This is a genomic window from Lutibacter sp. A80, assembly GCF_022429645.1.
In the GTDB taxonomy this organism is placed as follows: domain Bacteria; phylum Bacteroidota; class Bacteroidia; order Flavobacteriales; family Flavobacteriaceae; genus Lutibacter.
Genome location: NZ_CP092480.1, coordinates 2,331,887 through 2,356,188, shown reverse-complemented (window position 1 = coordinate 2,356,188; position 24,302 = coordinate 2,331,887). Strand labels below are relative to the sequence as shown.

Annotated in this window: 21 protein-coding genes; 9 read left to right on the top strand and 12 right to left on the bottom strand. The window is 28.2% G+C overall.

Annotated features, from left to right (window positions below; all coding sequences use genetic code 11):
* The first annotated feature begins 287 nt into the window (after nt 1-287).
* The 3 genes from MHL31_RS09775 (at nt 288) to MHL31_RS09765 (ending at nt 2,066) form a co-directional block, all read left to right on the top strand.
* Nucleotides 288-1,037: a T9SS type A sorting domain-containing protein gene (locus MHL31_RS09775; protein WP_240225770.1), complete on the top strand. Its 750-nt coding sequence runs from the start codon at nt 288-290 to the stop codon at nt 1,035-1,037.
* A gap of 81 nt (nt 1,038-1,118) precedes the next feature.
* On the top strand, nt 1,119-1,835 hold the full coding sequence (locus MHL31_RS09770) for a 3'-5' exonuclease (protein ID WP_240225769.1): 717 nt from the start codon (nt 1,119-1,121) through the stop codon (nt 1,833-1,835).
* Nucleotides 1,836-1,856: 21 nt separating this feature from the next.
* Nucleotides 1,857-2,066 carry a YwbE family protein gene (locus tag MHL31_RS09765; RefSeq protein ID WP_371824117.1) on the top strand — a complete coding sequence of 70 codons (210 nt, stop codon included), beginning with the start codon at nt 1,857-1,859 and terminating at the stop codon, nt 2,064-2,066.
* A 74-nt stretch (nt 2,067-2,140) separates the two neighbouring features.
* Here the strand turns inward: MHL31_RS09765 and MHL31_RS09760 are convergent, their stop codons facing one another.
* The 5 genes from MHL31_RS09760 to MHL31_RS09740 all read right to left on the bottom strand — a co-directional run bounded on the left by MHL31_RS09760 (nt 2,141) and on the right by MHL31_RS09740 (nt 9,815).
* Nucleotides 2,141-3,976, bottom strand: coding sequence for a M1 family metallopeptidase (locus tag MHL31_RS09760; protein ID WP_240225768.1), 1,836 nt, complete (start codon nt 3,974-3,976; stop codon nt 2,141-2,143).
* 102 nt (nt 3,977-4,078) lie between these two features.
* Nucleotides 4,079-5,719, bottom strand: a complete 1,641-nt coding sequence (locus MHL31_RS09755; protein ID WP_240225767.1) for a S8 family peptidase — start codon at nt 5,717-5,719, stop codon at nt 4,079-4,081.
* A gap of 14 nt (nt 5,720-5,733) precedes the next feature.
* Nucleotides 5,734-6,594 carry an MBL fold metallo-hydrolase gene (locus MHL31_RS09750; RefSeq protein WP_240225766.1) on the bottom strand — a complete coding sequence of 287 codons (861 nt, stop codon included), beginning with the start codon at nt 6,592-6,594 and terminating at the stop codon, nt 5,734-5,736.
* Between the two features lie 323 nt (nt 6,595-6,917).
* Nucleotides 6,918-8,819 (bottom strand): amidophosphoribosyltransferase, encoded by a 1,902-nt coding sequence (locus MHL31_RS09745; protein WP_240225765.1) that lies wholly within the window; start codon nt 8,817-8,819, stop codon nt 6,918-6,920.
* A 69-nt stretch (nt 8,820-8,888) separates the two neighbouring features.
* Nucleotides 8,889-9,815 (bottom strand): PfkB family carbohydrate kinase, encoded by a 927-nt coding sequence (locus MHL31_RS09740; protein WP_240225764.1) that lies wholly within the window; start codon nt 9,813-9,815, stop codon nt 8,889-8,891.
* 166 nt (nt 9,816-9,981) lie between these two features.
* Here MHL31_RS09740 and MHL31_RS09735 point away from each other — a divergent pair, with 166 nt between their 5' ends.
* The 5 genes from MHL31_RS09735 to MHL31_RS09715 all read left to right on the top strand — a co-directional run bounded on the left by MHL31_RS09735 (nt 9,982) and on the right by MHL31_RS09715 (nt 13,635).
* Nucleotides 9,982-10,404, top strand: a complete 423-nt coding sequence (locus MHL31_RS09735; RefSeq protein WP_240225763.1) for a SufE family protein — start codon at nt 9,982-9,984, stop codon at nt 10,402-10,404.
* Between the two features lie 51 nt (nt 10,405-10,455).
* On the top strand, nt 10,456-10,776 hold the full coding sequence (locus MHL31_RS09730) for a DUF59 domain-containing protein (protein ID WP_240225762.1): 321 nt from the start codon (nt 10,456-10,458) through the stop codon (nt 10,774-10,776).
* Entirely contained in the window at nt 10,776-11,291 is a 516-nt protein-coding gene (locus MHL31_RS09725; protein WP_240225761.1) for a DUF2480 family protein, read from the top strand. Before MHL31_RS09730 ends, MHL31_RS09725 begins: the two co-directional genes overlap by 1 nt.
* Before the next feature lie 92 nt (nt 11,292-11,383).
* Nucleotides 11,384-12,481 (top strand): CNNM domain-containing protein, encoded by a 1,098-nt coding sequence (locus MHL31_RS09720; protein WP_240225760.1) that lies wholly within the window; start codon nt 11,384-11,386, stop codon nt 12,479-12,481.
* Nucleotides 12,482-12,756: 275 nt separating this feature from the next.
* Complete coding sequence (locus MHL31_RS09715) at nt 12,757-13,635, top strand: DUF3078 domain-containing protein (RefSeq protein ID WP_240225759.1); 879 nt, start codon at nt 12,757-12,759, stop codon at nt 13,633-13,635.
* A 27-nt stretch (nt 13,636-13,662) separates the two neighbouring features.
* Here MHL31_RS09715 and MHL31_RS09710 read toward each other — a convergent pair whose 3' ends face one another.
* Nucleotides 13,663-13,938, bottom strand: coding sequence for a DUF3817 domain-containing protein (locus MHL31_RS09710; protein WP_240225758.1), 276 nt, complete (start codon nt 13,936-13,938; stop codon nt 13,663-13,665).
* A gap of 173 nt (nt 13,939-14,111) precedes the next feature.
* On the opposite strand from MHL31_RS09710, the gene MHL31_RS09705 reads away from it, so the two are divergent.
* The gene (locus tag MHL31_RS09705) at nt 14,112-16,574 is read left to right on the top strand and encodes a DUF5686 and carboxypeptidase regulatory-like domain-containing protein (protein ID WP_240225757.1); all 2,463 of its coding nucleotides are present in this window, start codon (nt 14,112-14,114) and stop codon (nt 16,572-16,574) included.
* Between the two features lie 164 nt (nt 16,575-16,738).
* Here the strand turns inward: MHL31_RS09705 and MHL31_RS09700 are convergent, their stop codons facing one another.
* The 6 genes from MHL31_RS09700 to MHL31_RS09675 form a co-directional block, all read right to left on the bottom strand.
* The gene (locus tag MHL31_RS09700) at nt 16,739-18,508 is read right to left on the bottom strand and encodes a DNA mismatch repair protein MutS (protein ID WP_240225756.1); all 1,770 of its coding nucleotides are present in this window, start codon (nt 18,506-18,508) and stop codon (nt 16,739-16,741) included.
* A gap of 181 nt (nt 18,509-18,689) precedes the next feature.
* On the bottom strand, nt 18,690-19,103 hold the full coding sequence (locus MHL31_RS09695) for a DUF6691 family protein (RefSeq protein WP_240225755.1): 414 nt from the start codon (nt 19,101-19,103) through the stop codon (nt 18,690-18,692).
* Nucleotides 19,104-19,107: 4 nt separating this feature from the next.
* Complete coding sequence (locus tag MHL31_RS09690; protein ID WP_240228880.1) at nt 19,108-19,665, bottom strand: YeeE/YedE family protein; 558 nt, start codon at nt 19,663-19,665, stop codon at nt 19,108-19,110.
* A gap of 63 nt (nt 19,666-19,728) precedes the next feature.
* Nucleotides 19,729-20,364 (bottom strand): Crp/Fnr family transcriptional regulator, encoded by a 636-nt coding sequence (locus tag MHL31_RS09685; RefSeq protein ID WP_240225754.1) that lies wholly within the window; start codon nt 20,362-20,364, stop codon nt 19,729-19,731.
* On the bottom strand, nt 20,361-21,593 hold the full coding sequence (locus MHL31_RS09680) for a 3-deoxy-D-manno-octulosonic acid transferase (RefSeq protein ID WP_240225753.1): 1,233 nt from the start codon (nt 21,591-21,593) through the stop codon (nt 20,361-20,363). Before MHL31_RS09680 ends, MHL31_RS09685 begins: the two co-directional genes overlap by 4 nt.
* A 36-nt stretch (nt 21,594-21,629) precedes the next feature.
* Nucleotides 21,630-24,293: a carboxypeptidase-like regulatory domain-containing protein gene (locus MHL31_RS09675; RefSeq protein ID WP_240225752.1), complete on the bottom strand. Its 2,664-nt coding sequence runs from the start codon at nt 24,291-24,293 to the stop codon at nt 21,630-21,632.
* Nucleotides 24,294-24,302 lie beyond the last annotated feature (9 nt).

The window sequence follows — 24,302 nt, the reverse complement described above, 5'->3', positions numbered from 1 at the left end:
TATCATAACAAATTACAAACCTAATTAGCATGTCTATAATTAATCAATCGCTTTGAAAATTAGAGTGTTAAATGTCTGTTTTTAGGCGTTTTTTATATGAAATCTTATCCTATTAACCACAAAAGTAGGGGAAAACCTTACTTAAGTGGGTGAATTTAATTTCTATTTATTGGTTAAAACAAACCATTTGTTTAGTTAATACTGCAAGTGGCTAAGTTAGAGGAGTAAATACGTTAAGCAACGTCTTAAAGCTCCATCTTTGTAGTAGAAATAAATTGTTCATCCCCATGAAAACATTTTACATTTTAGTTGCTTTTTTATTCGTGTCTGTTTCGACTTTTGGTGGAAACGAAAAGACTGTTTTTTTATCCGAGATTAATTATACAGGTAGTAATCCATTTATTGAATTATCTGTGTCTACAGGAAATGGAAAAGCAAGTGTTCCATTAAATAATTTGATTTTAGCTTTATATAATAGCGATGCAGAAGAAATAAAACGTATATATTTAAAAGGAACTCTTAAAGAAGGGGAATTTCTTATTATTGACGATGAAAATTTTGATGCTGATGAAAAATTTGATGCTAATGGTGGTGTTGCTATCTTGTATGAGGGTAAGGGAAAAACTTTAGTAGAGTTAGAGTCCGTAAGTTTTGGAGATATAATTAATTTTAACAAGGTTGATAATATCGGGAGTACAAGTGGAGAAGTATCTCTTCAAAAAACAGCTACAGGATGGATACCTTCAGGACCTACTCCAGGAGCTGAAAATTCAAGTAAGTCACTTTCAGTTGTAAAAGATCAAATAGAAGGTTTTAATATATATCCAAACCCAGTTAAGGATGGTAGAATTTCAATTTCTACTAAAAATTCATTAAATAAAAATGTTGTTATTTATTCAATTTTGGGAAGTGTGGTTTATAATAAAGCAGTTAAAGCTAACGAACTAATCAATGTAGAGAATTTAAGTACAGGATTGTATTTAGTTCAAGTTGAGGAAGATGATAAAGTTTCAGTTAGAAAAGTTTTGATTAATTAATAGCTAATAAAATATATTATGTAAAAAATCATTCCAATTTTAGGAATGATTTTTTTTGTTATATTTATATAAAAAAAAGCTATGAATACTAAAATTAATTTTGAAAATATTCTATTTCTAGATATTGAAACAGTTCCAGAAACAGAGTTTTATTCAGATTTATCTGAAGAAAAGCAAGAGCTGTTTGCTTCAAAAACACAGTACCAACGTAAAGAAGAATTTACACCTGAAGAATTTTATGATAGAGCAGGGATTTGGGCTGAATTTGGTAAAATAGTGTGTATTTCGGTAGGGTATTTTGCCAATTTTAAAACAAAAGATCGTGAATTTAGAGTTACTTCGTTTTTTGGTGATGAAGTACAAATTTTAAAAGATTTTAAAAAATTAATTAACCTACATTTTAATAAAGCAGTACATGTGTTATGTGCACATAATGGAAAAGAATTTGACTTTCCGTATATTGCGCGTCGTATGATAATTCATCAAATTGAATTACCAGAAAAGTTAAATTTATTTGGTAAGAAACCTTGGGAAATTCCACATTTAGATACCTTAGAGTTATGGAAATTTGGTGATTATAAGCATTATACTTCATTAAAATTATTAACATCAATATTAAATATTCCATCACCCAAAGATGATATTAGTGGAGGTGAAGTAGGGAGTGTTTATTATAAAGAAAAAAACATAAAACGTATTGTAACTTATTGCGAAAAAGATACTATTGCAGTAGCTCAATTATTGCTTCGTTTTAATAATGAACCTTTAATAGAGCCTGTTAATATTGTGCATGTATAATTTAAAAACAAATAAAAATTTATGGGGTCTGATAAAATTACCGGTAGTATTAGAAGCAATATAAAAATAGGGAGTGATGTAGAAATTGTACAAAAGCATCATCAACGTAGTGGAGAATTAACCGAAGGAACTGTAAAACGGATTTTAACAAACTCGTCAAAGCATCCGCATGGAATAAAAGTACAGCTTGAAACAGGAGAAGTAGGACGGGTTAAATGGGTGTTAACTTAAACAATCTATTTAATGAAACATAAAATGCCTTTAAACTGTAGTTTAAAGGCATTTTAAAATAAATTAGAAACGTATTACTCTACAATAAAAATATTATTTTCTCTATTTATATCAGCCATTAAAGTAGAAGTGTCAATTTCAACTTTTTTAATTTCTTTTGAAGTTGAAAAAGTATATTTTGGTTTTGCCCAAGCCCAATCTTTTAATAGTGTTGCCGATGTAGGTTTTTCTCCACGCATCATACTTAACGGAATGTAAAAATCTTCAGAACTTCCATCTTTATAGGTAACTTTTACATCTATTGGCATTGGTATTTTACCAACTCTAGCTAAGGTTATATTAGTGTTTTCAATTTTAGCAATAGCATAATCTATAGTATGTAAAGTTTGTGTCCATTCATTTAAATACCAACCTAATTGTATTCCAGATACTTTTTCTGCAATTCTTATATAATCGTTAGGTGTAGGGTGTTTAAATTTAAAATCTTCATAGTATTTTTTTAATGATTTTTTTACATTTTCTTCACCAATAATATAGTTTAACTGAGTTAAAAACATACTTCCTTTTGTATAGCTAGCAGTGCTAAAGGCAGTATTTGTATGATATCTATCTGCATGAGTTGTTAGAGGTTCTTCAATTTCAGCATTTACTAAATAAAAATAACGTCTGTAACTATCAGAATTTGGTTTATCATCTCCATTTTTAATGAATTTATTAGAAGCTAATGTTGAAATATAAGTTGTAAAACCTTCATCCATCCAAGAATGTTTGCTTTCGTTTGTAGCTAATAAATGCTGAAACCAAGCATGGGCTAACTCGTGATACACGGTTCCAATAATACTTCCAAGGGTTTCCCCTCCAGAAATTAAGGTACACATAGCATATTCCATTCCACCATCACCACCTTGAATAACTGAATATTGTTTCCAAGGGTAAGGGCCTATGTTTTCATTAAAATAATCAAGTGCTTTTTCGGTTAGAGCTTGTGCTTCTTTCCAAGATTTTGCATATTTTTTATCGTTTTTATATAAAAAATGTAGGCTTGTACCACTTTTACTTTTTAAAATGTCGTGTGTAAATTCTGGATCAGCTGCCCAGGTAAAGTCGTGTACTTTTGGAGCAATAAAATGCCAAGATAGTTTTTTGCCTTTTTTTATAGTTAATGGTTTTGTTTTGTCTTCATATCCATGTCCAATTTCTTGTGGATTTTGAAGGTATCCAGTACCACCAACTGTATAGTTTCTGTCTATATGAAGTGTTACATCAAAATCGCCCCAAACTCCATGAAATTCACGAGCAATATACGCATCGGCATGCCAGCCTTCAAAATCGTATTCAGCCATTTTAGGGTACCATTGTGCCATAGAAAGTGCAACGCCATCTTCATTGTTTCTTCCAGCTCTTCTAATCATTACAGGAACTTGTCCTTCAAAGGTCATATCAAAAGTAACTTTTTCACCAGGTTTAATGGCTTTATTTAAAGTAACTTCTAAAACTGTTCCTTCGTTTTTATAATTAATATTTTCTCCATCTTGTTTTAACGAAAGTACTTTTAAATAGCCGATTTCATTAGGTTTAAGTTTTGCTATTCTACTTTCATAAATAGGGTTTTCTTTGGTTCCAATATTAGTTACCATTCTTCTATCTGGATCCACAATAGATTGTAAGCGAGCATCCATTTCACTGTTTGGTTGAAAAGCATTGTAATATAAATGATAAAAAACCTGACTTAATGTGTTTGGTGAATTATTGGTGTACACTAGTTTTTGTGTTCCTTTGTATTGATAATTTTCAACATCTACATCAACATCCATTGTATATGAGGCATGTTGTTGCCAATATGAGGTGCTGTTTTGTGAAAAAAGTAGTGGGGAGGTAACAAAAAATAGTAGACTTAATAATTTTTTCATGTGTGTAGTAATTTAATTAAATGGCAATATAGACATAAGTATATAAAACAAAAAAGCACATTCTAAAAGAATGTGCTTTTTTAACAGAATATTATAATTTTATTACTTTCCGTTTACCATTTTATCAGCTAACACTAAAGCATTGTATGCATTTGCAACTTTACCTGAAATAGATAAGTTTGAGAAATTAGCTTTCTCTCCTTTTTTTCCTGGTACTAAAACATCAAGATTTAATTTAGTTCCAGAATTCATAATTATATGTTTTACCTGACTTGCAGATAATTCTGGGTAATAAGATCTAACTAATGTAGCTACACCTGCAACTTCTGGAGAAGCCATTGATGTACCGCTAAATTTAGCATATTCATTTTTAGGTATTGTAGAGTAGATTTGAACACCAGGAGCAAATACATCTACGTTTTTTTGACCGTAATTTGTAAATGTTGCTGGTAAATTTTCATTGTTATTTATACTCATTGCACCAACAGTTAATACATTGTCAGCAACTTCATTAACCTTATCGAAAGAATCGTTTGGCCAGTTATCGCTTACATCTATATCTTCACTTGAGTTACCAGCAGCATGCACTAATAAAACATCATGTTTTTCAGCATATTTAATTGCGTCAATAACCCATTCTTTGTTTGGAGAGTAACTTTTTCCAAAACTCATATTTACTACTTTTGCACCATTATCTACAGCGTATCTAATTGCTAAAGCAACATCTTTATCGCGTTCATCACCGTCTGGCACAGCTCTAACAGACATTAATTTTGCATTGTGAGCAACACCACGCATACCAAGTCCATTTGTACGAGAAGCTAAAATAATACCAGAAACGTGTGTTCCATGAGATTCAACATCTTTAGATCCAATAACATTTCCGTTACCGTAATTTACATCTTTAATATCTTCTGGGTCATCTCCAACAATAGCTCTACCATCGTATTCAAAATCGTAGTTTTTATTTACTTTTAAACCATCGTAGTAGTCGTTAAAAGAAGCTTCATCAAAACCGTTACTAAACATTCCGATTAATCCATTTACTTGACCTTTTATCGATAAATCGTCTGTTTCAACAGCTTTTAAATCTTCTAAAGTAAGAGTTTCTTTTCCAATATATTCTTTTACAGAGGTAATAACTCCTTCAATTTGAGCTAAACGATCCATAGTAGCAAAATGCTTTTCTGATGCTTTTGTGTATGCTTCTAAATACTCTTGGTATTTTTCAAAATCAGCTTTGTCTTTATCAGAAATATCATCAGCAGTTTTACCTTCAAAACGAGTGTTTAATTCAGCAACAAGACGTGTAAGTTCTAATTGTTCTGGAGCTGCAACACCATCACCACCTAAAAAGTTCCATCCATATACATCGTCTACATAACCATTTTTATCATCGTCAATATTATTACCTGGAATTTCTTTTGGGTTTGTCCAAAGTACGTCTTTTAAATCTTCGTGTTCAATATCAATACCTGAATCTATAACAGCTACAATAACTGTTTCACCTTCTTTTCCTTCTAAAAAATCATAAGCTTTATCTACGCTCATACCAGGAATGGTATCTGTTTCTAGATCTGCATGTGCCCAATGTTTAAATTGTTCATCACTTACAACTCCTTGTTTTTCAGCCATTGAAACGGCTGTATCCATAGTTGGTACTGTCATGTTTTTTACAGAACTACAACTAGTTAATGTAACAGCTGCAATTGCCATTACGTACATTGGTTTTAAAATTCTCATTTTCATTTACTATTTTAATTAAATACTTGGTTAAATTTATATGTTTGGTTTAATCGTACCCCTTTTTCGGTTTGTTTTAGGGTGCAGATTTCGTTAGTTGCATCATGTTCTAAGAATAAGAAATAATTATTATCGGCAGCTTTATTTAAAAATTTAGCTTTTTCATCCATTGTTAGTAGTGGTCTGGTATCATACCCCATTACATATGGTAAAGGAATGTGTCCTACGGTTGGTAAAAGATCTGCCATAAAAACAAGTGTTTTTCCTTTGTATTGAATATGCGGAATCATTTGTTTTTCGGTATGTCCGTCTGCAAATAAAATATCGAAACCAAGTTCGGTATTGGTTGCAAAATCACTTTCAGGAAGATTTATAAAATTTAATTGTCCGCTAGATTCTATTGGATTGATGTTTTCTTTTAAAAATGAAGCTTTTTCTCGAACATTTGGTTTAATTGCCCATTGCCAATGGTTTTTGTTAGACCAAAATTTTGCGTTTTTAAAAGCTGGTTCGTATCCAGTTCTATCTTTATTCCATTGAATAGCACCACCACAGTGATCGAAATGTAGATGTGTTAAAAATACATCTGTGATATCATCTCTATGAAAACCGTGTTTTGCTAATGAAGTATCTAAAGAAAAATCTCCAAAAAAATAATAATAACCAAAAAACTTATCGGATTGTTTGTTACCAGTTCCAGTGTCGATTAAAATGAGTCTATTACCATCTTCAATAAGCATGCTTCGCATACTCATGTCTATTAAATTATTTTTATCTGCTGGGTTTGTTCTTTGCCATAAAGTTTTAGGTACTACCCCAAACATAGCGCCTCCATCTAATTTGAAGTTTCCTGTTTCGATTGGGTAAATTGTCATTCTTTTTTTAAATTTTTTAAAGCAATTATTGTGTTTAAAACCAGCTAATATACTTATGTTTTTTAACTAGATACAATTGTACAAAGATACATTAATTTATATTCAATAATATGTTAAATAAATCTAAAAAGATTAAGATTGGGAATGCTTTTTAAAAAAGAAGAGCTGTTTTAATTGTATAATTTAAACTAGATATTTAGGCTCTTTTTTGAGTATTGATAATATAAAAAGAAGGAATAAAGTTAGTTAAGGTAATTGAAAAATGCTTACAGACAATCCTTTTTTGTTTAGTAAGGATAAGCCTGTAAGCATTTGCAGTTTTTTTAGTAGGCCCTTTTGTTGTTTCCTTCGTAGAAGTTAATAAATGAATTATTTACAACTCTGTTTCCACCAGGAGTAGGGTAGTCTCCAGTAAAATACCAATCACCTAAGTGATTTGGACAGGCAACATGTAAATTTTCGACAGATTGATAAATAATTTCAACGTCTGCTTTTATTTCTTTTGTTTTTAGCATTTCAGCAATTTTATTAGAGATTTGTTCATTTGTAAACACATCATAAATTTCTTTAACTGCATTTACAATTTCTGTATCTTCTAATGGTTGTTGCGCTTTACATTTCTTATAAACTTCTTCAACTAAATTATAGTTGTTGGTTTCTTTTAATAATTCTAAAGCAGCTCTAAAAGCAATAAAATCGCCCATTCTTGCCATATCAATACCATAGCAATCTGGGTAACGAATTTGTGGAGCCGAAGAAACTATAATTATTTTTTTAGGATTTAATCTATCTAAAATTTTAATAATACTTTTCTTTAGCGTAGTTCCACGTACAATACTATCGTCAATAATTACTAAGTTATCATCTGGTTTAACAATACCATACGTAACATCGTAAACATGGGCAACTAAATCGTCTCTACTATTGTCATCGGCAATAAAGGTTCTAAGTTTAGCATCTTTTATTGCAAGTTTTTCTACACGTGGTCTTTCAGCTAAAATTTCTTTTACTTTTTCGGCAGATAAGTTGCGTTGACCATGTAAAATAGCGTCGGTTTTTTGTTGATTTAAAAAATCTTCAGCTGCTTCTCGCATTCCGTAAAATGAAGTTTCTGCAGTGTTTGGTATGTATGAAAAAACGGTGTTTTTTATATCGTTATTTATTTTTTCTAAAATTTTTGGAAATACTAATTTTCCTAATTTTTTTCTTTCAGTATAAATATCGGCATCACTTCCTCTTGAAAAATAAATTCGTTCAAAAGAGCATGATTTTTGAGGTAAAGGTTTTCTAATTTGATTTACGGTTACTTCACCATCGCGTTTAATTATTAATGCGTGTCCAGGTTCTAATTCTTTAACATCGTTAATAGCGGTGTTAAAAACGGTTTGTATTACGGGTCTTTCAGAAGCTACAACAACAATTTCATCATCTTTATAATAAAATGCAGGTCTAATTCCGGCAGGATCACGTAAAACAAAGGCATCACCATGTCCTAATAAACCAGCCATTGTATAACCACCATCCCAATTTTTTGCAGAGCGTTTTAATATTTTTTTAATATTAATTCGTTTTTCAATTAAAGGAGAGGCTTCTTTTTTTGATATGTTTTTTTCTTTTTTTAATTTTTGATATAATTTGGCAACCTCATCATCAATAAAATGACCGATTTTTTCCATTACAGTAACGGTATCTGTTTTTTCTTTTGGATGTTGACCAATTTCAACTAAGTCGTCGAATAAACGTTGAGAGTTAGTCATATTAAAGTTACCAGCTACAATTAAACTTTTATGCATCCAGTTGCTTTGGCGCAAAAAAGGGTGTACAGCTTCAATACTATTTTTTCCAAAAGTTCCATAACGTACATGGCCTAAAAATAAATTTCCTATATGAGGTGCATTATTAAGTTGCCATTGTACATCGTCAATTTTATCGGGAAATTGTTCGTTTAAATTATTTAAACGGTTGTTAATTTGGGCAAAAACATCTTGTATTGGGGCATCGGCATTTGAGCGTACTCGACTAATATAGCGTGTTCCAGGGGCTACATTAAATTTTATACTTGCTATACCAGCACCATCTTGACCGCGATTGTGCTGTTTTTCCATTAACAAATACATTTTATTTAAACCATAAAAAGCAGAACCATATTTATCTTTATAGTACTGTAGTGGTTTTAGCAATCTAACCATTGCAATTCCACATTCATGCTTAATAGCGTCACTCATTTTTTTAGTTTTAGATAGTAATATGTTTAAACAAAAAATTCTGCACGGATGCAGAATTTTAAACTCTAGTTAACCCAATTCGATATCGAACTGCGTTAATAATTTAAATTGTAATAAGCGTTCTTGAATTTCTGGAAATGTTAAATTTTCCATACGTTCAGTACCAAATTTTTCAACACAAAAAGATGCCACATTAGATCCTGCAATAACAGCTCTTTTCATATTTTCAAAAGAAATATCTCCTGTATGTGCTATATGGCCAATAAATCCACCTGCAAAAGTATCACCTGCACCTGTTGGGTCAAAAACTTCTTCTAAAGGTAGCGCAGGAGCAAAAAATACATTGTCATCATTAAATAGTAACGCACCGTGTTCACCTTTTTTAATGATTACATATTTTGGTCCCATTTCTTGGATTTTTTTAGCTGCTTTAACTAAAGAATATTCACCAGATAATTGTCGTGCTTCTTCATCATTAATTGTAATTACATCAATTTCAGCAATTACTTCCATTAATTCTGGAAGGGCGTTATCCATCCAAAAATTCATAGTATCTAATGCGATTAATTTTGGTTTAACAGTTAGTTGTTTAATAACTCCCATTTGAACTGAAGGGTGTAGGTTTCCTAACATTAAAAAATCGGTATCTAAAAAGTTTTCAGGTACAATAGGATTAAAATCAGCTAGTACATTTAAATCTGTAATTAAGGTATCTCTTGTATTTAAATCGTTATGATATTTACCTTTCCAAAAAAATGTTTTACCATCTTTTACAATTTCTATACCATTGGTATCGATATTTTTATTGTTTAATTTTTTTAAATATGCTGTTGGAAAATCACCACCAACAACAGATACAATTCCTGAATTTACTCCAAACTGAGATGCTGAAAGTGAAATATAGGTTGCAGCACCACCTAGAATTTTATCAGTTTTACCAAACGGTGTTTCAATAGCATCAAAAGCAACCGTACCAACAATTAATAATTTACTCATGTTATCTTTTTTTAATTCCAATATAAATAGGAATTTATCAATAGTTTATAATTTTTTTTAAAATGAGATTCCTGTGTTTACAAGAACAACATTCTAAAATTTTTACCTTAATTTTGCAATTCTTTAAATGATACAATCTAAGATTGTGCAAAAATAAGTTTAAAAAATGACTATCAAAGAAATACAAGAAGAAATTATAGATGAGTTTTCAATGTTTGAAGATTGGATGGAACGTTATGAATATATTATAGAACTTGGTAAATCCTTGCCTATAATAGCTGAAACCTATAAAAAAGATGAAAATTTAATAGTAGGTTGCCAATCTAAAGTTTGGTTACATTCTGAAATAGATGAGCAAATAATTAACTTTACAGCAGATAGTGATGCTATTTTAACAAAAGGGATTGTTGCTCTTTTATTACGTGTTTTTAACAATCAAACACCGGCAGATATTTTAGAAGCAGATTTATTTTTTATAGATGAAATTGGTTTAAAAGAACATCTTTCACCAAATAGAGCAAACGGATTGGTTTCCATGATAAAGCAAATTAAATTATACGCATTGGCTTTTCAGTCTAAATTAAGTTAATTAGTGTATCTTTGTCCTTATTTAGAATGAATATAAAGAGTGACTTTAAGTATGAATAGTAATAGAGTAGAAGAATTAGGAGATAAAATTGTAACGGTTTTAAAAACCATTTACGATCCAGAAATTCCAGTAGATATATTTGAACTAGGTTTAATTTACGATGTTTTTGTAAGCGAAAACAACGATGTTAAGATATTAATGACACTTACTTCACCTAACTGCCCAGTGGCAGAAACCTTGCCTGTAGAAATTGAAGAAAAAGTAAAAGCCATTGAAGAGGTGAAAAATGCTGAGGTTGAAATTACTTTTGATCCAATGTGGACTCAAGAGATGATGAGTGAAGAAGCTAAATTAGAACTTGGCTTTTTATAATGGCAGATGAAATTGTAAATAGAGTTGCTAACAGTAAATTAAAAACCTTGGACCTTGAAGATTTTTATCCTAAAGGACCGAGAACTGTTATTGATATAAAACAGTGGCTGTTTCACGAACTTATTTTAAAGGAAAAAGAATTTCGTGAATATTTAAAAAATCATGATTGGAGTCAATATAAAAATCATTATGTAGCCCTTACTTGTTCGGCAGATGCCATAATTCCATCTTGGGCTTATATGTTAATTACAACTTATACAAGTCCGTTTGCAAAAAAAACTATAGTTGGAAATTTGCAACAATTAGAAACTTTAATTTTTCAAGAAATAGTAGCAAATTTAAATGCTGAAGTATATAAAAATGTGCCGGTTATTATAAAAGGTTGTTCTAATAAACCAATTCCAGAAACTGCTTATGTTCAGTTGATTGAAAAATTACAACCTATAGCCAAAACTATTATGTTTGGTGAAGCATGTTCTACAGTAGCTCTTTACAAAAAGAGAAATAATATTTAACTTTAGATTTGTTTTAATTAAAGATATTCTTTTTAATATTTTTAAAGTTGCCATTATATTACTTAAATTTAGCCATTAAACTATATAACTAAATGACGTTACTTTTATTTTACGCTGCAGTTTCACTCATATTTTCTTTTTTATGCTCTATACTAGAAGCAGTATTATTGAGTATATCTCCAACCTTTATAACCATAAAAAAACAAGAAGGAAAATCTTATGCAGCTAAACTAGAGCAATTAAAACAAGATGTTGATAAACCCTTAATAGCAATTTTAACTGTAAATACTATTGCGCATACAGTTGGAGCAATTTTGGTTGGGGTACAAGCAGAATCCTTAGATTTAGAAATAAATATATTTGGTATAAATGCTGTTGGAATTATTTCTGCAATAATGACGGTTTTAATATTGATTTTTTCAGAAATAATACCAAAAACCATAGGAGCTAAATATTGGAGTCATTTAGCTGGTTTTACTGCAAACACCTTGGTTCCTTTTATATTTTTTTTAAAATATACAGGTGTTTTATGGATACTTCAATTAACTACAAAATTAATTGGCGGCCGTGGCGGACATGGAGGTTCTATTTTAAGTAGAGAAGACTTTCATACAATGACAGATATTGCACAAGAAGATGGTGTTTTTGAAGAAAGTGAAAGTGCTATTATCAAAAATTTACTTACTTTTAAATTAGTACAAGTAAAAGATGTAATGACTCCTAGAACAGTAATGACAAGAGCTTCTGAAGATATTACAATACAAGATTTTTTTGATAAACATCCAAAGCTAAGGTTTTCTAGAATTCCAATTTTTAAAGATAATTCAGATAATATAACCGGTTTTATTTTAAAAGATGATGTTATGGAAGAAATTATTAAAGGAAATGGAGCTAAAAAATTATCTGAAATAAAAAGAGAATTAATAATTACAAATAGATCAATTCCAATACCAGATTTATTTGAAAAGTTTATTGCAGATAAAGAACATATTGCTTTGGTGGTTGATGAATATGGAACCACAAGCGGAATTGTAACAATGGAAGATGTTATTGAAACATTGCTTGGTTTAGAAATTATGGATGAACGTGATACCGTTGCAGATTTACAATTATTAGCCAGAAAAAGTTGGGAAGCTAGAGCTAAAAAGTTTGGCTTAATAGACCCAAATAAAAATGAAGAACTAAAATAATTAAAAACATTTTAAAACAAAAATTTGACAAACAGTAACTTTTTAAATTAAATGGTAATTAAGTGTTGAAAATATTCAACTCAGTTTAATACACTTACTTAGATGTTTTAAGTATACTTTATTAAATTGTTAATTATTTATTTTTGAATCTAAAAGGTATGCTTTTTGCTGTGTTTTAATTATTTAACTTTAAATATAATATTTGTAAATTTTTTTATATAGAGTATTCTCTTTATTTTTGTTTGCTTATAGTTATATTTTTCAATTAGAATTTTATGAAAAAAGCCCCTTTACTAACCTTAGTATTAATATTTAATATCTCCTTTTTATTTTCTCACGAAAAAGATTCCGTAACAATTGATCCAAGTTGGAGTAAAAAAGGAAAAATTTCTTTTATGTTTAACCAATCTGCTTTTTCTGATTGGGTAGCTAGTGGTGAAAACACTTTGGCTGGGAATGTAAGTATAAATTATAATTTTGATTACGTTAAAGGTAAATATTCTTGGAAAAATAATGTTATCACTTCTTATGGCTTAACAAAAAGTAAAAATACAGAGTTCACTAAAAAAACAGACGATAAGTTTGAATTTAATTCATTACTAGGTATCAACGCTGATGCTTATTGGTATTATTCAATTTTATTTAATTTTCAAACACAATTTACCAAAGGGTTTAAGTATAGTAAAGATGAAAATGGAAAAGAAATTAGAACTAAATATACTAACTTTTTTTCACCTGCTACATTTTTAATTGGACCAGGTATGTTATGGGAAAAAAATAAAAACTTTAAATTTAATATTGCTCCTGCAACAACTAAATTAGTACTAGTTGAAAAAGAATTAACATTACCAAATGAAGCCTATTATGGTGTTGAAGAGGGTGAAAGTACGCGTTTAGAGTTAGGGTTTAATGCTTCTGGTAGATTAAAAATTAATTTAATGGAAAATATGACCATTGAAAACTTACTTAATTTATATGCCAACTATTTAGAAAATCCTGAAAATATTGATATTGATTATACAATGAATTTAGTAATGAAAATTAATGGATATTTTACAACAAATCTAATTTTTCAAACTATTTATGACGATAATGCTTTTGAAGGTTTTCAAATAAGAGAAGTTTTTGGACTTAGCTTTAATTATGGTTTTTAATACATAGAAAGCACCTTTTGGGGAGTTTTAATCTCTTAAATATTTTTTATCAATATAAAATGTTCCAAAGGGAATTATTGATGCAGCTAAAACAGTAATAAAAGTTTTAGAATTCCACTTTAATTCATATTTCATCATAATTGCCAATACAATATATATAATAAATAAAAGTCCGTGTGGCATACCAAGCATTTTAACAAATGTTTCGTTTTCTAAAATGTATTTTATCGGTGTTGCAATAAAAAGTAATAGTAAATAAGATACACCCTCTAAAATACTTACAATTCTAAATATTTGTTTCATAATTTTTTAAATAGTAGTAACTGCGAAAATACACTTTAGTATTAAAAATAGAGGTCTCTTTTTTGTTAAAAAAAACTAAAATAACTATTTAACATATTGTAAGGGTTTATTTAACAAACCTTTATTAAATGCTATAAATACAAAGCTCTAAGTTTGAATTATAAATCAACACTATGGTAAAAATAACTACTCTTTTTTTCTTTATATTTATTTCAATACAACTTTCAGCACAAGTTAAAGGAACCATTAAAAATTCAAAAAATGAAACACTTCCTTTTGTAAGTGTTTATATAGAAAATACCAGTACGGGAACTTCTAGTAACGAACAAGGCTTGTACGAGCTTCCAGTTTTAGATAAAGGAAATTACACGGTTGTTTTTCAATATTTAGGGTATGTTACATTAAAAAAAGAAATTGAAATTAATACTTTACCTTTTCAATTAGATGTTATTTTAAATGAAGAAAGCATTCAGTTAAATGAAGTTACAATTAGTTCAAAAGAAAATCCAGCCATTAGAATTATTAAAAATACCATTGAAAATAGAAAACGCTATTTAAATAAAATAACCGCTTACACAAGCGATTTTTATTCAAAAGGAATTTTTAGAATTAAAAATGCTCCAGACAAAATATTTGGACAAAAAGTTGGTGATTTAGGTGGTGGTTTAGATTCAACTAGAAGTGGCGTGGTTTATTTATCTGAAACAGTTTCAAAAATTTCATTTAAACAGCCTAATTTGTTTAAAGAAAAGATTTTAGCCTCAAAAGTTAGTGGAAATAATAGTGGTTTTAGTTTTAATCAAGCTTCAGAAGTTAACTTTAATTTTTATAAAAACACCATTGATTTAGAAAGTAAAGTAATTTCTCCAATAGCATCATACGCTCTTAATTATTACACGTATAAACTAATTGGAACTTTTTATGAAGGAACACATTTAATTAATAAAATAGAAGTAACTCCAAAGAAAAAAACAGATAATGCATTTTCTGGAATTATATATATTGTTGAGGATGATTGGGCAATTTATGGAGTTAATTTAACTATTACAGGTGCGCAAATGGGACAACCTATGATTGAAGAATTAAATTTAAAACACAGTTATTCGTATGCTAAAAATAAAAATTATTGGCCGTTAATTTCGCAGCAAATTTACTTTAAATTTGGAATGTTAGGTATTAATGTTGACGGACAAATTAGTACAGCATACAGCAATTATAATTTTAACCCACAGTTTAAGGAAAACGAATTTAATAACGAAATTCTTTCTTTTGTTGAAAATTCTAATAAAAAAGATTCGCTGTATTGGGAAACTGTAAGGCCTATTATTTTAACGAAAGAAGAAGTAACAGACTATAAAATAAAAGATAGTATTCAAGTGCTAAAAAAATCTAAATCCTATTTAGATTCTATAGATAAAAAAGATAATAAATTTAAAATTTCTGATATTTTGATGGGGTATTCATATAAAAACACATATAAGAATCAGTATTTAGATTTTTCCTCTGTCTTACTAGGAACCAGTTTTAATACCGTACAAGGCTGGAATCCTTCAATGGATATATCATATTATACAAGTGATAAAGACGCTGGTTCGAGTTTATCAGTTAAAACCAATGTTAATTATGGGCTGTCAGATAAAAAACTACGAGCAACGGCAAGTTTAAGCTATTTATTTAACAGTATTTCTAAGCCTTATTTACAGGTTTCAGGTGGAAAGAAAGTGACTCAATTTAATCAAAACGAACCTATTTCAGGTCTTATAAATTCTGTAAGTACCCTGTTTTTTGAAGAGAATTACGCTAAATATTACGATAAAACGTATGCTAAAATTCTTTTTTCTGATGAGTTATCAAATGGCGTTAGAATGCAAAGTACATTAAGTTACGAAAAACGATCTCCTTTAGTTAATACAACAGATTATGTGTTGTTAAATGATAAACAAAAAACATATACATCTAACGATCCTTTAAACGAAAATAACAATGGAATTCCTTCTTTTGAAGCACATAATGTGTATCAATTTTCAACTGCTGCAATAATTAGATTTGGACAAAAATATATTTCGTACCCGAACAGAAAAATTAATAAGTATAATTCAGATTACCCTTCATTAACATTAATGTACAATCAAAACTTTGCTTCAAGTAAAGAAGCTTATAATTTTGGTGAAGTAGGTATGCGAATCCAACAAGCTTTTGATATAGATAATAAGGGAGCTTTCAGTTATAATGTAAAGGCAGGAACTTTTTTTGAAGCCGATGATATTGCTTTTGTAGATTACAAGCATTTTAATGGAAATCAAACACATGTTAATATGAATTACGATTATACAAATGCGTTTAATTTAATGCCTTACTATAATTTTAGCACTAATCAATCGTATGTAGAATTTCATGCAGAACATAATTTTAAAGGGTATTTATTAAATAAACTTCCACTAATAAATAAATTAGGGTTTGAGTTAGTTTTAGGCGCAAAATCGTTGATTAGAAAAGATAAAAAACCATATTCTGAACTTTCAGTTGGGTTGGGTAATATTGGAATTGGAAAACTTCGCTTTTTACGTTTAGATTATGTAAAATCTAATTACAACGGTGTTTCACAAAACGGAATTGTTTTCGGGTTGTCGTTTTAGTTTTTTTTATCTCGATTAATGAAATAGAAAATTAAAAATAAATGTAAAAAAGTGTCTTTTGATGCTTATGAATTTATTGTCGATTCTTTAAAAGAAACCATACCAATTTTGAAAAAAAACACTTTGAAGAGTACGAAGTTTGGGTAAACTTACATCCTAAAAAATTAAACTATCTTCATTTTTTTTAATAAAAATGAGGCATTCATATTTTTGCAAATACCATTTTTTAATTGGTAATCAAAGTTTAATTCGTCATTAATAATTTCGGCATCAAAATAGTAGTTTTTAACTTCGGTTAATTCTTTTTCAATTTCGCACAAACTTAAATCGTGCGTTGCAATAATTCCTGTTGAATTTGAAGCTACTAATTTTTCAACAAACTTTTTAGATCCAATAGCTTTATCTGTGCTATTTGTTCCTTTTAAAATTTCATCTAAAATTATAAAATAATCATCGTTTTTAATTTCATCAACAATAAATTTTAAACGTTTTAATTCTGAAAAGAAATACGATTCATCTTCAACTAAAGAATCTGATGTACGCATACTGGTTATTAGTTTTATTGGGCTGTATTCAAAAAGTTGAGCACAAACAGGTAAACCAACATTTGCCATAACAATAGATAAGGAAACGGTTCTTAGAAACGTACTTTTCCCAGCCATATTTGCACCTGTTATTATAAAAAATTGTTGATTTTTAATGGTGAAATTATTGTCAACTCGTTGTTTTTCTTTTAATAAAGTATGTCCTAAATTTATTGCTTTTATAACTTCACCGTTATTTTTAATTTCAGGAAATACATAATTTGGATGGTTAAAAGCAAAGTTTGCTAATGAGTTTTGAGCATCGAAAAAAGCAATTACATCAAACCATTGTTCTACTTTATCTTTATAAGTTTCAATCCACTTTTCAATTTTATAAACTTGATGTAAATCTCTTAGGAAAAACCCATTTCCAAGTACTGCAATAATAACATTATTTCGTTGGTCTAAGGCATCTAATAATTTTGAGTATTCTTTAAAAATGTCAGATGCTTTTTTTGTTTCAGTTTGAATTTTTAATTGCTTAGATTTTAAAATTTCTGAAGTGAAAGTGGTATTTTCAATTTCATTTAATAATTTATGATATTGTTTAAATGTATCTTTTGCATTGTCTGTATTTCTAGATAATTCATTTACCTTTTTTACATAAAAACCAGAAATTCCTAAACCAACAAAAAGCCATAATAAAAGTAATATTTCAGGAATTAGTTGGAGTGCCAAGGCAACAATTAACGCTACAGATAAAAAAGAAAAAACTATGGGTAGATATGCTAAAAATGAAGGAAAAACGGGTTTGTAATTATGAATCCAACTTACAATTTCTTTAGCTGGATGCTCTACTTTTACCAAACTTGCAATTGCAGAAAAGTGTTGTCTCCACTTTGGTTTTTCACTCAATTCTTTAATTCCAGTTTGCTTTTTATCAATTGCTGAAATATTGTTTGAAGTTAATTCTGAAAACAATTTATTTTTACCTTCAATTGTTACGGTTCTATTACAATATTGAAAAAAGGAACCTTTTCCAAATAAATCTATATCGTAACTATAGGCATGTTTAGGATTTATAAATTCATTTCCATCATCTAAATCAAAATAATCTCTATTTAAAACATCTAATTCTGTTTTATTAATAGAAATTAGGGTTTTGTTTAAGTTATAATTGTATTGTAGTTTGCTGTGTTTTAATACTAAATATATAAATAGAATTACGCCAATACCTACAACTAATAGAATTGCTGAACTATTTCCAAAAAAAAGGTAAATTCCTAAAATAATACTTAAAAAAGTTATAAATCTTATTAAACTAGAAATTGAAAGTTTCTTTTTTAAGTTTTTTGATTTCTGTTCAAAAATAGCTTTTTGATTGTTGTAAAATTCTTGAGGATGCTGCATTTAGTAATTGTTAATTTCGCTAACCAATCTAAAAATAGAAAGCTGTTGAAATTTATATTTTAGTTTAAAGGTACTAGTGTAACTTATAATTTCTTTTTTCAAAATTCGGATTAAAATCTTCAATATTAAAGTTTTTACTCGTAATTTTTAAAGTATTATAAAATTTATGAATTTATTTAGATTAATGTGGTAGTTTATTTTTAAAATACCCATAAAGAAATGCTCCAAGTGTAGCTCCAAAAATAACAACTAAAATAGAAACCACTCCTTTTCCTATAAGAACAAACATTGGTCCTGGACAAGCACCAGCTAATGCCCAACCTAATCCAAATAATATTCCGCCAAATAAATTACGATATATTCCTAATTTTTTTGGAGCAATATAAATTTCATTCCCTTCAAATGTTTTAATTATTTTCTTTTTGAATAAGAACATACATAACATTCCTAAAACAATAGCAGATCCAATAACTCCATACATATGAAACGATTGAAATTTAAACATTTCGTAGATTCTATACCACGAAATTATTTCTGCTTTACTCATTACAATACCAAATAGTATTCCAATTAAAAAAAACTTTATATACTTCATTTCTTTAAAATATTAATGGTAAAATTAGCCAAGTCATAATTAAACCTCCAATAAAAAATCCGATTACCGAGATTAAAGAAGGTAGTTCTAAATTGCTTAAACCAACAATTGCATGTCCAGAAGTACAACCGCCAGCCCAACGTGCTCCAAAACCCACCAAAACACCTGCAATTAGTAGTATTATAAAGCCTTTAAGAGTTAGTAAAGTGTCTATGCTAAAAATCTCATCAGGTAAATAGGAGGAGCCTGCATTTTTTATGCCAATATCAGCTAAATCTTGTATTGTTTGTGGGTTAAGATTAACTGTATCTGAAGGGGTAAGCCACTGTGTGGCAATAAAACCACCAGTAATTCCTCCAGCAACAAAAACTAAGTTCCAAGAGTTTTTTTTCCAGTCGACTTTAAAATAGTCAACAAATTTTCCAGCACCACCTATAGAACAAAAAGTTTCTAAATTTGAAGAAACCCCAAAACGTTCTCCAAAGTAGTACAGTAAAAACATTATTAGTGCAATAACAGGCCCAGCAACATACCAGGCCCATGGCTGTGAAATAAATTCCATCATTAATTTAATTAGTTAGTAATGTAAAAGTATAAGAGTTATACGGTATATTTAAGTTTTGTTTTAGAATTCTAAAATTTCAATTTTATTTCTATGTAATTTTATTTTTCCTTCATTTTCTAGCTGTTTTAACAATCTAGAAATTACTACACGAGAGGTATGCATATCGTAAGCAATATCTTGGTGTGTTGTATTTAGAGTGGTTTCACGCATTATTTGAGCTTTATCTTTTAGGTATTTATATAAACGCTCATCCATTTTCATAAATGCTAAGGTGTCTATAGTTTCCATCATTTCATTTAGACGGATGTTGTAGCTATCAATTACAAAATTCCTCCAACTTTTGTATTTTACCAACCAATCATCTAGTTTTTGAGTAGGAAGAAAAATTATTTCAGATTCTTTTTCGGCAATAGCTCTAATACCGCATTTTCCGTTTGAAATTGCACTTGCAAAAGAACTGGCACAGGTATCTCCTTTTTCTAAAAAATACAATAATATTTCTTCGCCTTTTTTATCTTCTCGTACAATTTTTATAGCACCATCTAACAATAGAGGAACACCTTTCATTTGATCACCTAAATCAACTAATAATTCGTTTTCTCGTAATTTTTTGTAGATGCCTACCTGTTCAATTTCATCTATTAACTCTTTCTCAAAAACAAACGAATAATAGTTTTCTAATTTTTCTCTAATCATTTTAAGTAATTTAAAATTTTTACTGAAGCTCCTGTTTTGTCTATCACATATTCTAATGCTTTTGAACTTGCTTCTAATCTTTTATTTTTTTCAATAAAAAAACTGTTTAAAAGTACGGATAATTTTTGAGAATTATTTATTGAAAAACAAGCCTCTTTTGCAACTAGTTCTTTTACTTCAATAAATTTACTATAATTAGGACCTATAATAATGGGTAAACCAAAAGTAGCAGGTTCTAATACATTATGAACTCCAGATTTGGTATATCCTCCACCAACATAAGCAATGTTAGCATAGCTATATACTTTTGTTAAAATACCGATAGTATCAATAATAAAAACTTGATACTCTTGTAGGTTTTTTCCTTCTTTTTCTGAAAATAACACCACCTTTTTTAAAATAGATTTTTTTAATTCTTGAATATCTTTTGAATTGATATTATGAGGTGCAATTATAAATTTTTCTTGTTCTGAAGCCTTGTTGTTTATGTAATCAACTAAGAGCTCCTCATCATCTTTCCAAGTACTTCCAGCCACTAGGGTGTAGCTGTTATTTTTGAATTCTGAAATAAAATCTAGTGTGTTATCTTGTTTTGTAATTTCGTAAACTCTATCGAAACGTGTATCTCCACACGCAATTACATTGTTTAAATTTATTTTTTTTAATAGTGTTTCAGATAGTTTATCTTGTACAAAAAAGTATGAGAATGTTTGTAATGCTTCTCTCATAAAACCGCCATACCATTTAAAAAAAGCTTGGTTTTCTCTAAAAATACCTGAAATTAAAATGGTGTTAATGTTTCTAGTTTTTAATTCTTTTAATAGGTTTGGCCAAAACTCATATTTTACAAAAATGGCAGTTTCTGGATGTATAATGTCTAAAAATATTTTAGCATTTTTTTTAGAATCTAACGGTAAATAACAAACTACATCTGCTCCGTTGTAATTTTTTCTAATCTCGTAACCAGATGGTGAAAAAAATGTTAATACCAATTTTTTTGAAGGATGTTTTTCCTTTATTTTTTCTAAAATAGGTCTGCCTTGTTCAAATTCGCCTAATGAAGCACAATGCATCCAAATTACGGTATCTGAAGGCGAAATATTATTTTTGAGCTTCTCAAAAGTTTTTGCACGTCCTTCAACAAAAAGTTTTACTTTTTTATTGAAAAGCGCAATAACTTTTAGTGCCAAACTAACTTTAAAAACAAGTATGTTGTATAAAATTTGCATAAGACAACAAATGTACAAAAGTGTCTTAAACTATGGTTAAATTTTATAAGAAAGCGTAAACATATAAATCTTAGGTAATAGATATGCTCTAGACTCAGATATTAAAAAATCAGAAAAGAAAGTATTAGATTGATATTTTGCATTAAATAAATTTGAAATTTTAATTTCAAAACCTAACGGGCTATCTTCTTTATTATAAAATAATGAAATATTAGCTTCTTCACTAGTGTTTTCAAATTCCTTATTTTTACTTTTATAAATATTTTTTGAATAATCAGTTTTAAAAACAAACCCTTTCAAAAAATTATAATCAAAGTCAAAATAAAGATTATTAGTGTGGAAAGAGTTTTTTTCTTTATTTATGCTAAAGTTATTTATAGATTTTTTTATTCCAATTTCTATATTAGGATAATTATCAAAAATTGTACTAACACTAATATCTAATCGTTTTGAAATATTCTCATTTTTCACAAGAGCATCATTAATTTTTTGTTGATAATTTGAAACATTGATATAACCTTTTGATCTAATTTTTATCTTTTTAATAATTTTGTATATATCAATTGAAGTATTCCAGCTTTCTTCCGGAGTGTTTATCACTATAGGCATTAAATAACTTTCAATACCAGAAGACTGAATTTCATTTTTTATATTATTTACTTTCTTATTATAACTAATACTTCCATTCATTATAATATTGTTATATAAACTAAATTTTGTATACCATATACGAGCAGTATGATAAATAGAATTATCTAACAAATCTGGATTGCCTTTAAAAACAGTATTATAGCTTAATAAGCTAAAATTATTAGCATATTTTGTTGAATTTAAGAATATGTTATGTTTTTGATATTTTAAATTTAAATGTTCTGATTTGTTAAAAGAATATTTCAACAATAAGTTTGAAGAAAGTACTACATTATTGTCTTTTTGTTTTATCTCTTGGTTAAGTCTTAAATCATAAAAATGTGAATAAACCTCAAGTTTTGCTAGAATACCTCCTTTTTTATACTTGAATTGTAAACCTGTGTAAAAATCATTTAAACTAAAAAAAATAACATTACCAAATCCTGCTAAATTAAAACTGTTAATAATACCATCTATTTCCTGATATTCATCAGCTTTAAATTTTTCACTTATATATTTATTTCCAAAAGTTGTTGTTAATTGACTTCTTTTAGACAGTAATAAATAGTGCTTTATAACAGATGTATATTTATTGTTAACAGATATTTTATCTTGAAAAATATTATAAATATCAGCTTCAAATAACGGAATCAATTGTTGAAAAATTGATTTATTAGTAATCCATTGAGTTTTTGGTGTACTTTTATTATAATCATAATTAAAACCAAAAGAAAAAGTATTATTTTTATTTATCTTTTTATGCCATTCAATATCATGATTCATAGAGTTAATATCTTCCCTAATTTTGGTTTCTACATTTTGAGTTTTGGAATTAACAATAGATAATAGTATAGCATCACTTTTATTTTTGGAATATTTATACTGTGAATTAATATAAATTTGTTCTAAATTATTTACTCTATAATCAACTGAAAATTTTAATATTCCTAGACTATTATTTAGATGTTTATTTTTTATTATAGATTCATTAAATACATTTTTATCATAAAAGTATTTATTAAAATTATCAATTTTGTCTTGTATTTTTGAATTTGAAAAAATAGCATAACCTAAAAAATCAATTTTTTTTGAAATACTCTTTACAAAATTAAATGCTGAAAACTTGTTATCATTTTTAAATGCCTTTTGATTATTTAAAAATGTTGAAAAATTACTGCTTGATGTATTATATATGGAACTTTCATCTCTTAATACTTTTGATGAAGCATTCTCAAAACTTAAATAATCTCTAAAACTAAAAAACTTTTTTCCAATATTATTAATGTCCCCTATAAAGTTTATATTGGTTTTTGGACTGTAATAAAACAAACCAGCATGAGTTAAATAGTGGTTTTCACTTCCTTTTCCAGCATCTACATCACCAAATACAAACTTTTTTTTGTCTTCTTTTAATTTTACATTCATTGCTAATTCATTACTTTCAACAACTCCTTTTAAAAATGCAATATCATTATAATTATCAATAATTTCAATTTTATTTATTACATTTGCTGGTATATTTTCTATTGCTAACTTTGTACTACTTCCTCCAAAAAACTTCTTATTCTCTACAAGTACTTTACTAACTTTTTTTCCGTTCACAATAACACCTCCGTTTTTGTCAATTTCAATTCCTGGAAGTTTTTTTAAAATATTTTTTAACTTTCGTTCTTTACCTGTTATAAATTTTTTTACATTGTAAGTTATTGTGTCTTCTTTTACTTCAATTGGTACTTCTTGTACAATTACAATTTCATTTAGTTTTTGTTCAGTTTCACTTAAAATAAAACTTAAAACCTTAGTGTCATTTGAATTTAATTCTATACTTTGAGATTTATAACCTAAGTAACTAGCTGTAATAACATAATCTATATTTTTAATTAAAGTTAACTTAAATTTGCCCTTTTCGTCGCTTATTGCAAAAGACATATTAATACTATTTATAAGTGGTTTTGCTATTATGCTAGCATAAGCTAATGGTGCAATTGAATCTGTTACTACTCCTTTAATTATAATTTCTTGTGCTGTAACAAATTGAGTAAATAGTAGAAAAAGCAAAACTTTTTTCATAAAGTAAAA

What these genes read in the sequence shown, in the direction of transcription:
- MHL31_RS09775 (WP_240225770.1), top strand. Translation starts at nt 288, where the DNA reads ATGAAAACATTTTACATTTTAGTTGCTTTTTTATTCGTGTCTGTTTCG.
- MHL31_RS09770 (WP_240225769.1), top strand. Translation starts at nt 1,119, where the DNA reads ATGAATACTAAAATTAATTTTGAAAATATTCTATTTCTAGATATTGAA.
- MHL31_RS09765 (WP_371824117.1), top strand. Translation starts at nt 1,857, where the DNA reads ATGGGGTCTGATAAAATTACCGGTAGTATTAGAAGCAATATAAAAATA.
- MHL31_RS09760 (WP_240225768.1), bottom strand. Translation starts at nt 3,976, where the DNA reads ATGAAAAAATTATTAAGTCTACTATTTTTTGTTACCTCCCCACTACTT.
- MHL31_RS09755 (WP_240225767.1), bottom strand. Translation starts at nt 5,719, where the DNA reads ATGAGAATTTTAAAACCAATGTACGTAATGGCAATTGCAGCTGTTACA.
- MHL31_RS09750 (WP_240225766.1), bottom strand. Translation starts at nt 6,594, where the DNA reads ATGACAATTTACCCAATCGAAACAGGAAACTTCAAATTAGATGGAGGC.
- MHL31_RS09745 (WP_240225765.1), bottom strand. Translation starts at nt 8,819, where the DNA reads ATGAGTGACGCTATTAAGCATGAATGTGGAATTGCAATGGTTAGATTG.
- MHL31_RS09740 (WP_240225764.1), bottom strand. Translation starts at nt 9,815, where the DNA reads ATGAGTAAATTATTAATTGTTGGTACGGTTGCTTTTGATGCTATTGAA.
- MHL31_RS09735 (WP_240225763.1), top strand. Translation starts at nt 9,982, where the DNA reads ATGACTATCAAAGAAATACAAGAAGAAATTATAGATGAGTTTTCAATG.
- MHL31_RS09730 (WP_240225762.1), top strand. Translation starts at nt 10,456, where the DNA reads ATGAATAGTAATAGAGTAGAAGAATTAGGAGATAAAATTGTAACGGTT.
- MHL31_RS09725 (WP_240225761.1), top strand. Translation starts at nt 10,776, where the DNA reads ATGGCAGATGAAATTGTAAATAGAGTTGCTAACAGTAAATTAAAAACC.
- MHL31_RS09720 (WP_240225760.1), top strand. Translation starts at nt 11,384, where the DNA reads ATGACGTTACTTTTATTTTACGCTGCAGTTTCACTCATATTTTCTTTT.
- MHL31_RS09715 (WP_240225759.1), top strand. Translation starts at nt 12,757, where the DNA reads ATGAAAAAAGCCCCTTTACTAACCTTAGTATTAATATTTAATATCTCC.
- MHL31_RS09710 (WP_240225758.1), bottom strand. Translation starts at nt 13,938, where the DNA reads ATGAAACAAATATTTAGAATTGTAAGTATTTTAGAGGGTGTATCTTAT.
- MHL31_RS09705 (WP_240225757.1), top strand. Translation starts at nt 14,112, where the DNA reads ATGGTAAAAATAACTACTCTTTTTTTCTTTATATTTATTTCAATACAA.
- MHL31_RS09700 (WP_240225756.1), bottom strand. Translation starts at nt 18,508, where the DNA reads ATGCAGCATCCTCAAGAATTTTACAACAATCAAAAAGCTATTTTTGAA.
- MHL31_RS09695 (WP_240225755.1), bottom strand. Translation starts at nt 19,103, where the DNA reads ATGAAGTATATAAAGTTTTTTTTAATTGGAATACTATTTGGTATTGTA.
- MHL31_RS09690 (WP_240228880.1), bottom strand. Translation starts at nt 19,665, where the DNA reads ATGGAATTTATTTCACAGCCATGGGCCTGGTATGTTGCTGGGCCTGTT.
- MHL31_RS09685 (WP_240225754.1), bottom strand. Translation starts at nt 20,364, where the DNA reads ATGATTAGAGAAAAATTAGAAAACTATTATTCGTTTGTTTTTGAGAAA.
- MHL31_RS09680 (WP_240225753.1), bottom strand. Translation starts at nt 21,593, where the DNA reads ATGCAAATTTTATACAACATACTTGTTTTTAAAGTTAGTTTGGCACTA.
- MHL31_RS09675 (WP_240225752.1), bottom strand. Translation starts at nt 24,293, where the DNA reads ATGAAAAAAGTTTTGCTTTTTCTACTATTTACTCAATTTGTTACAGCA.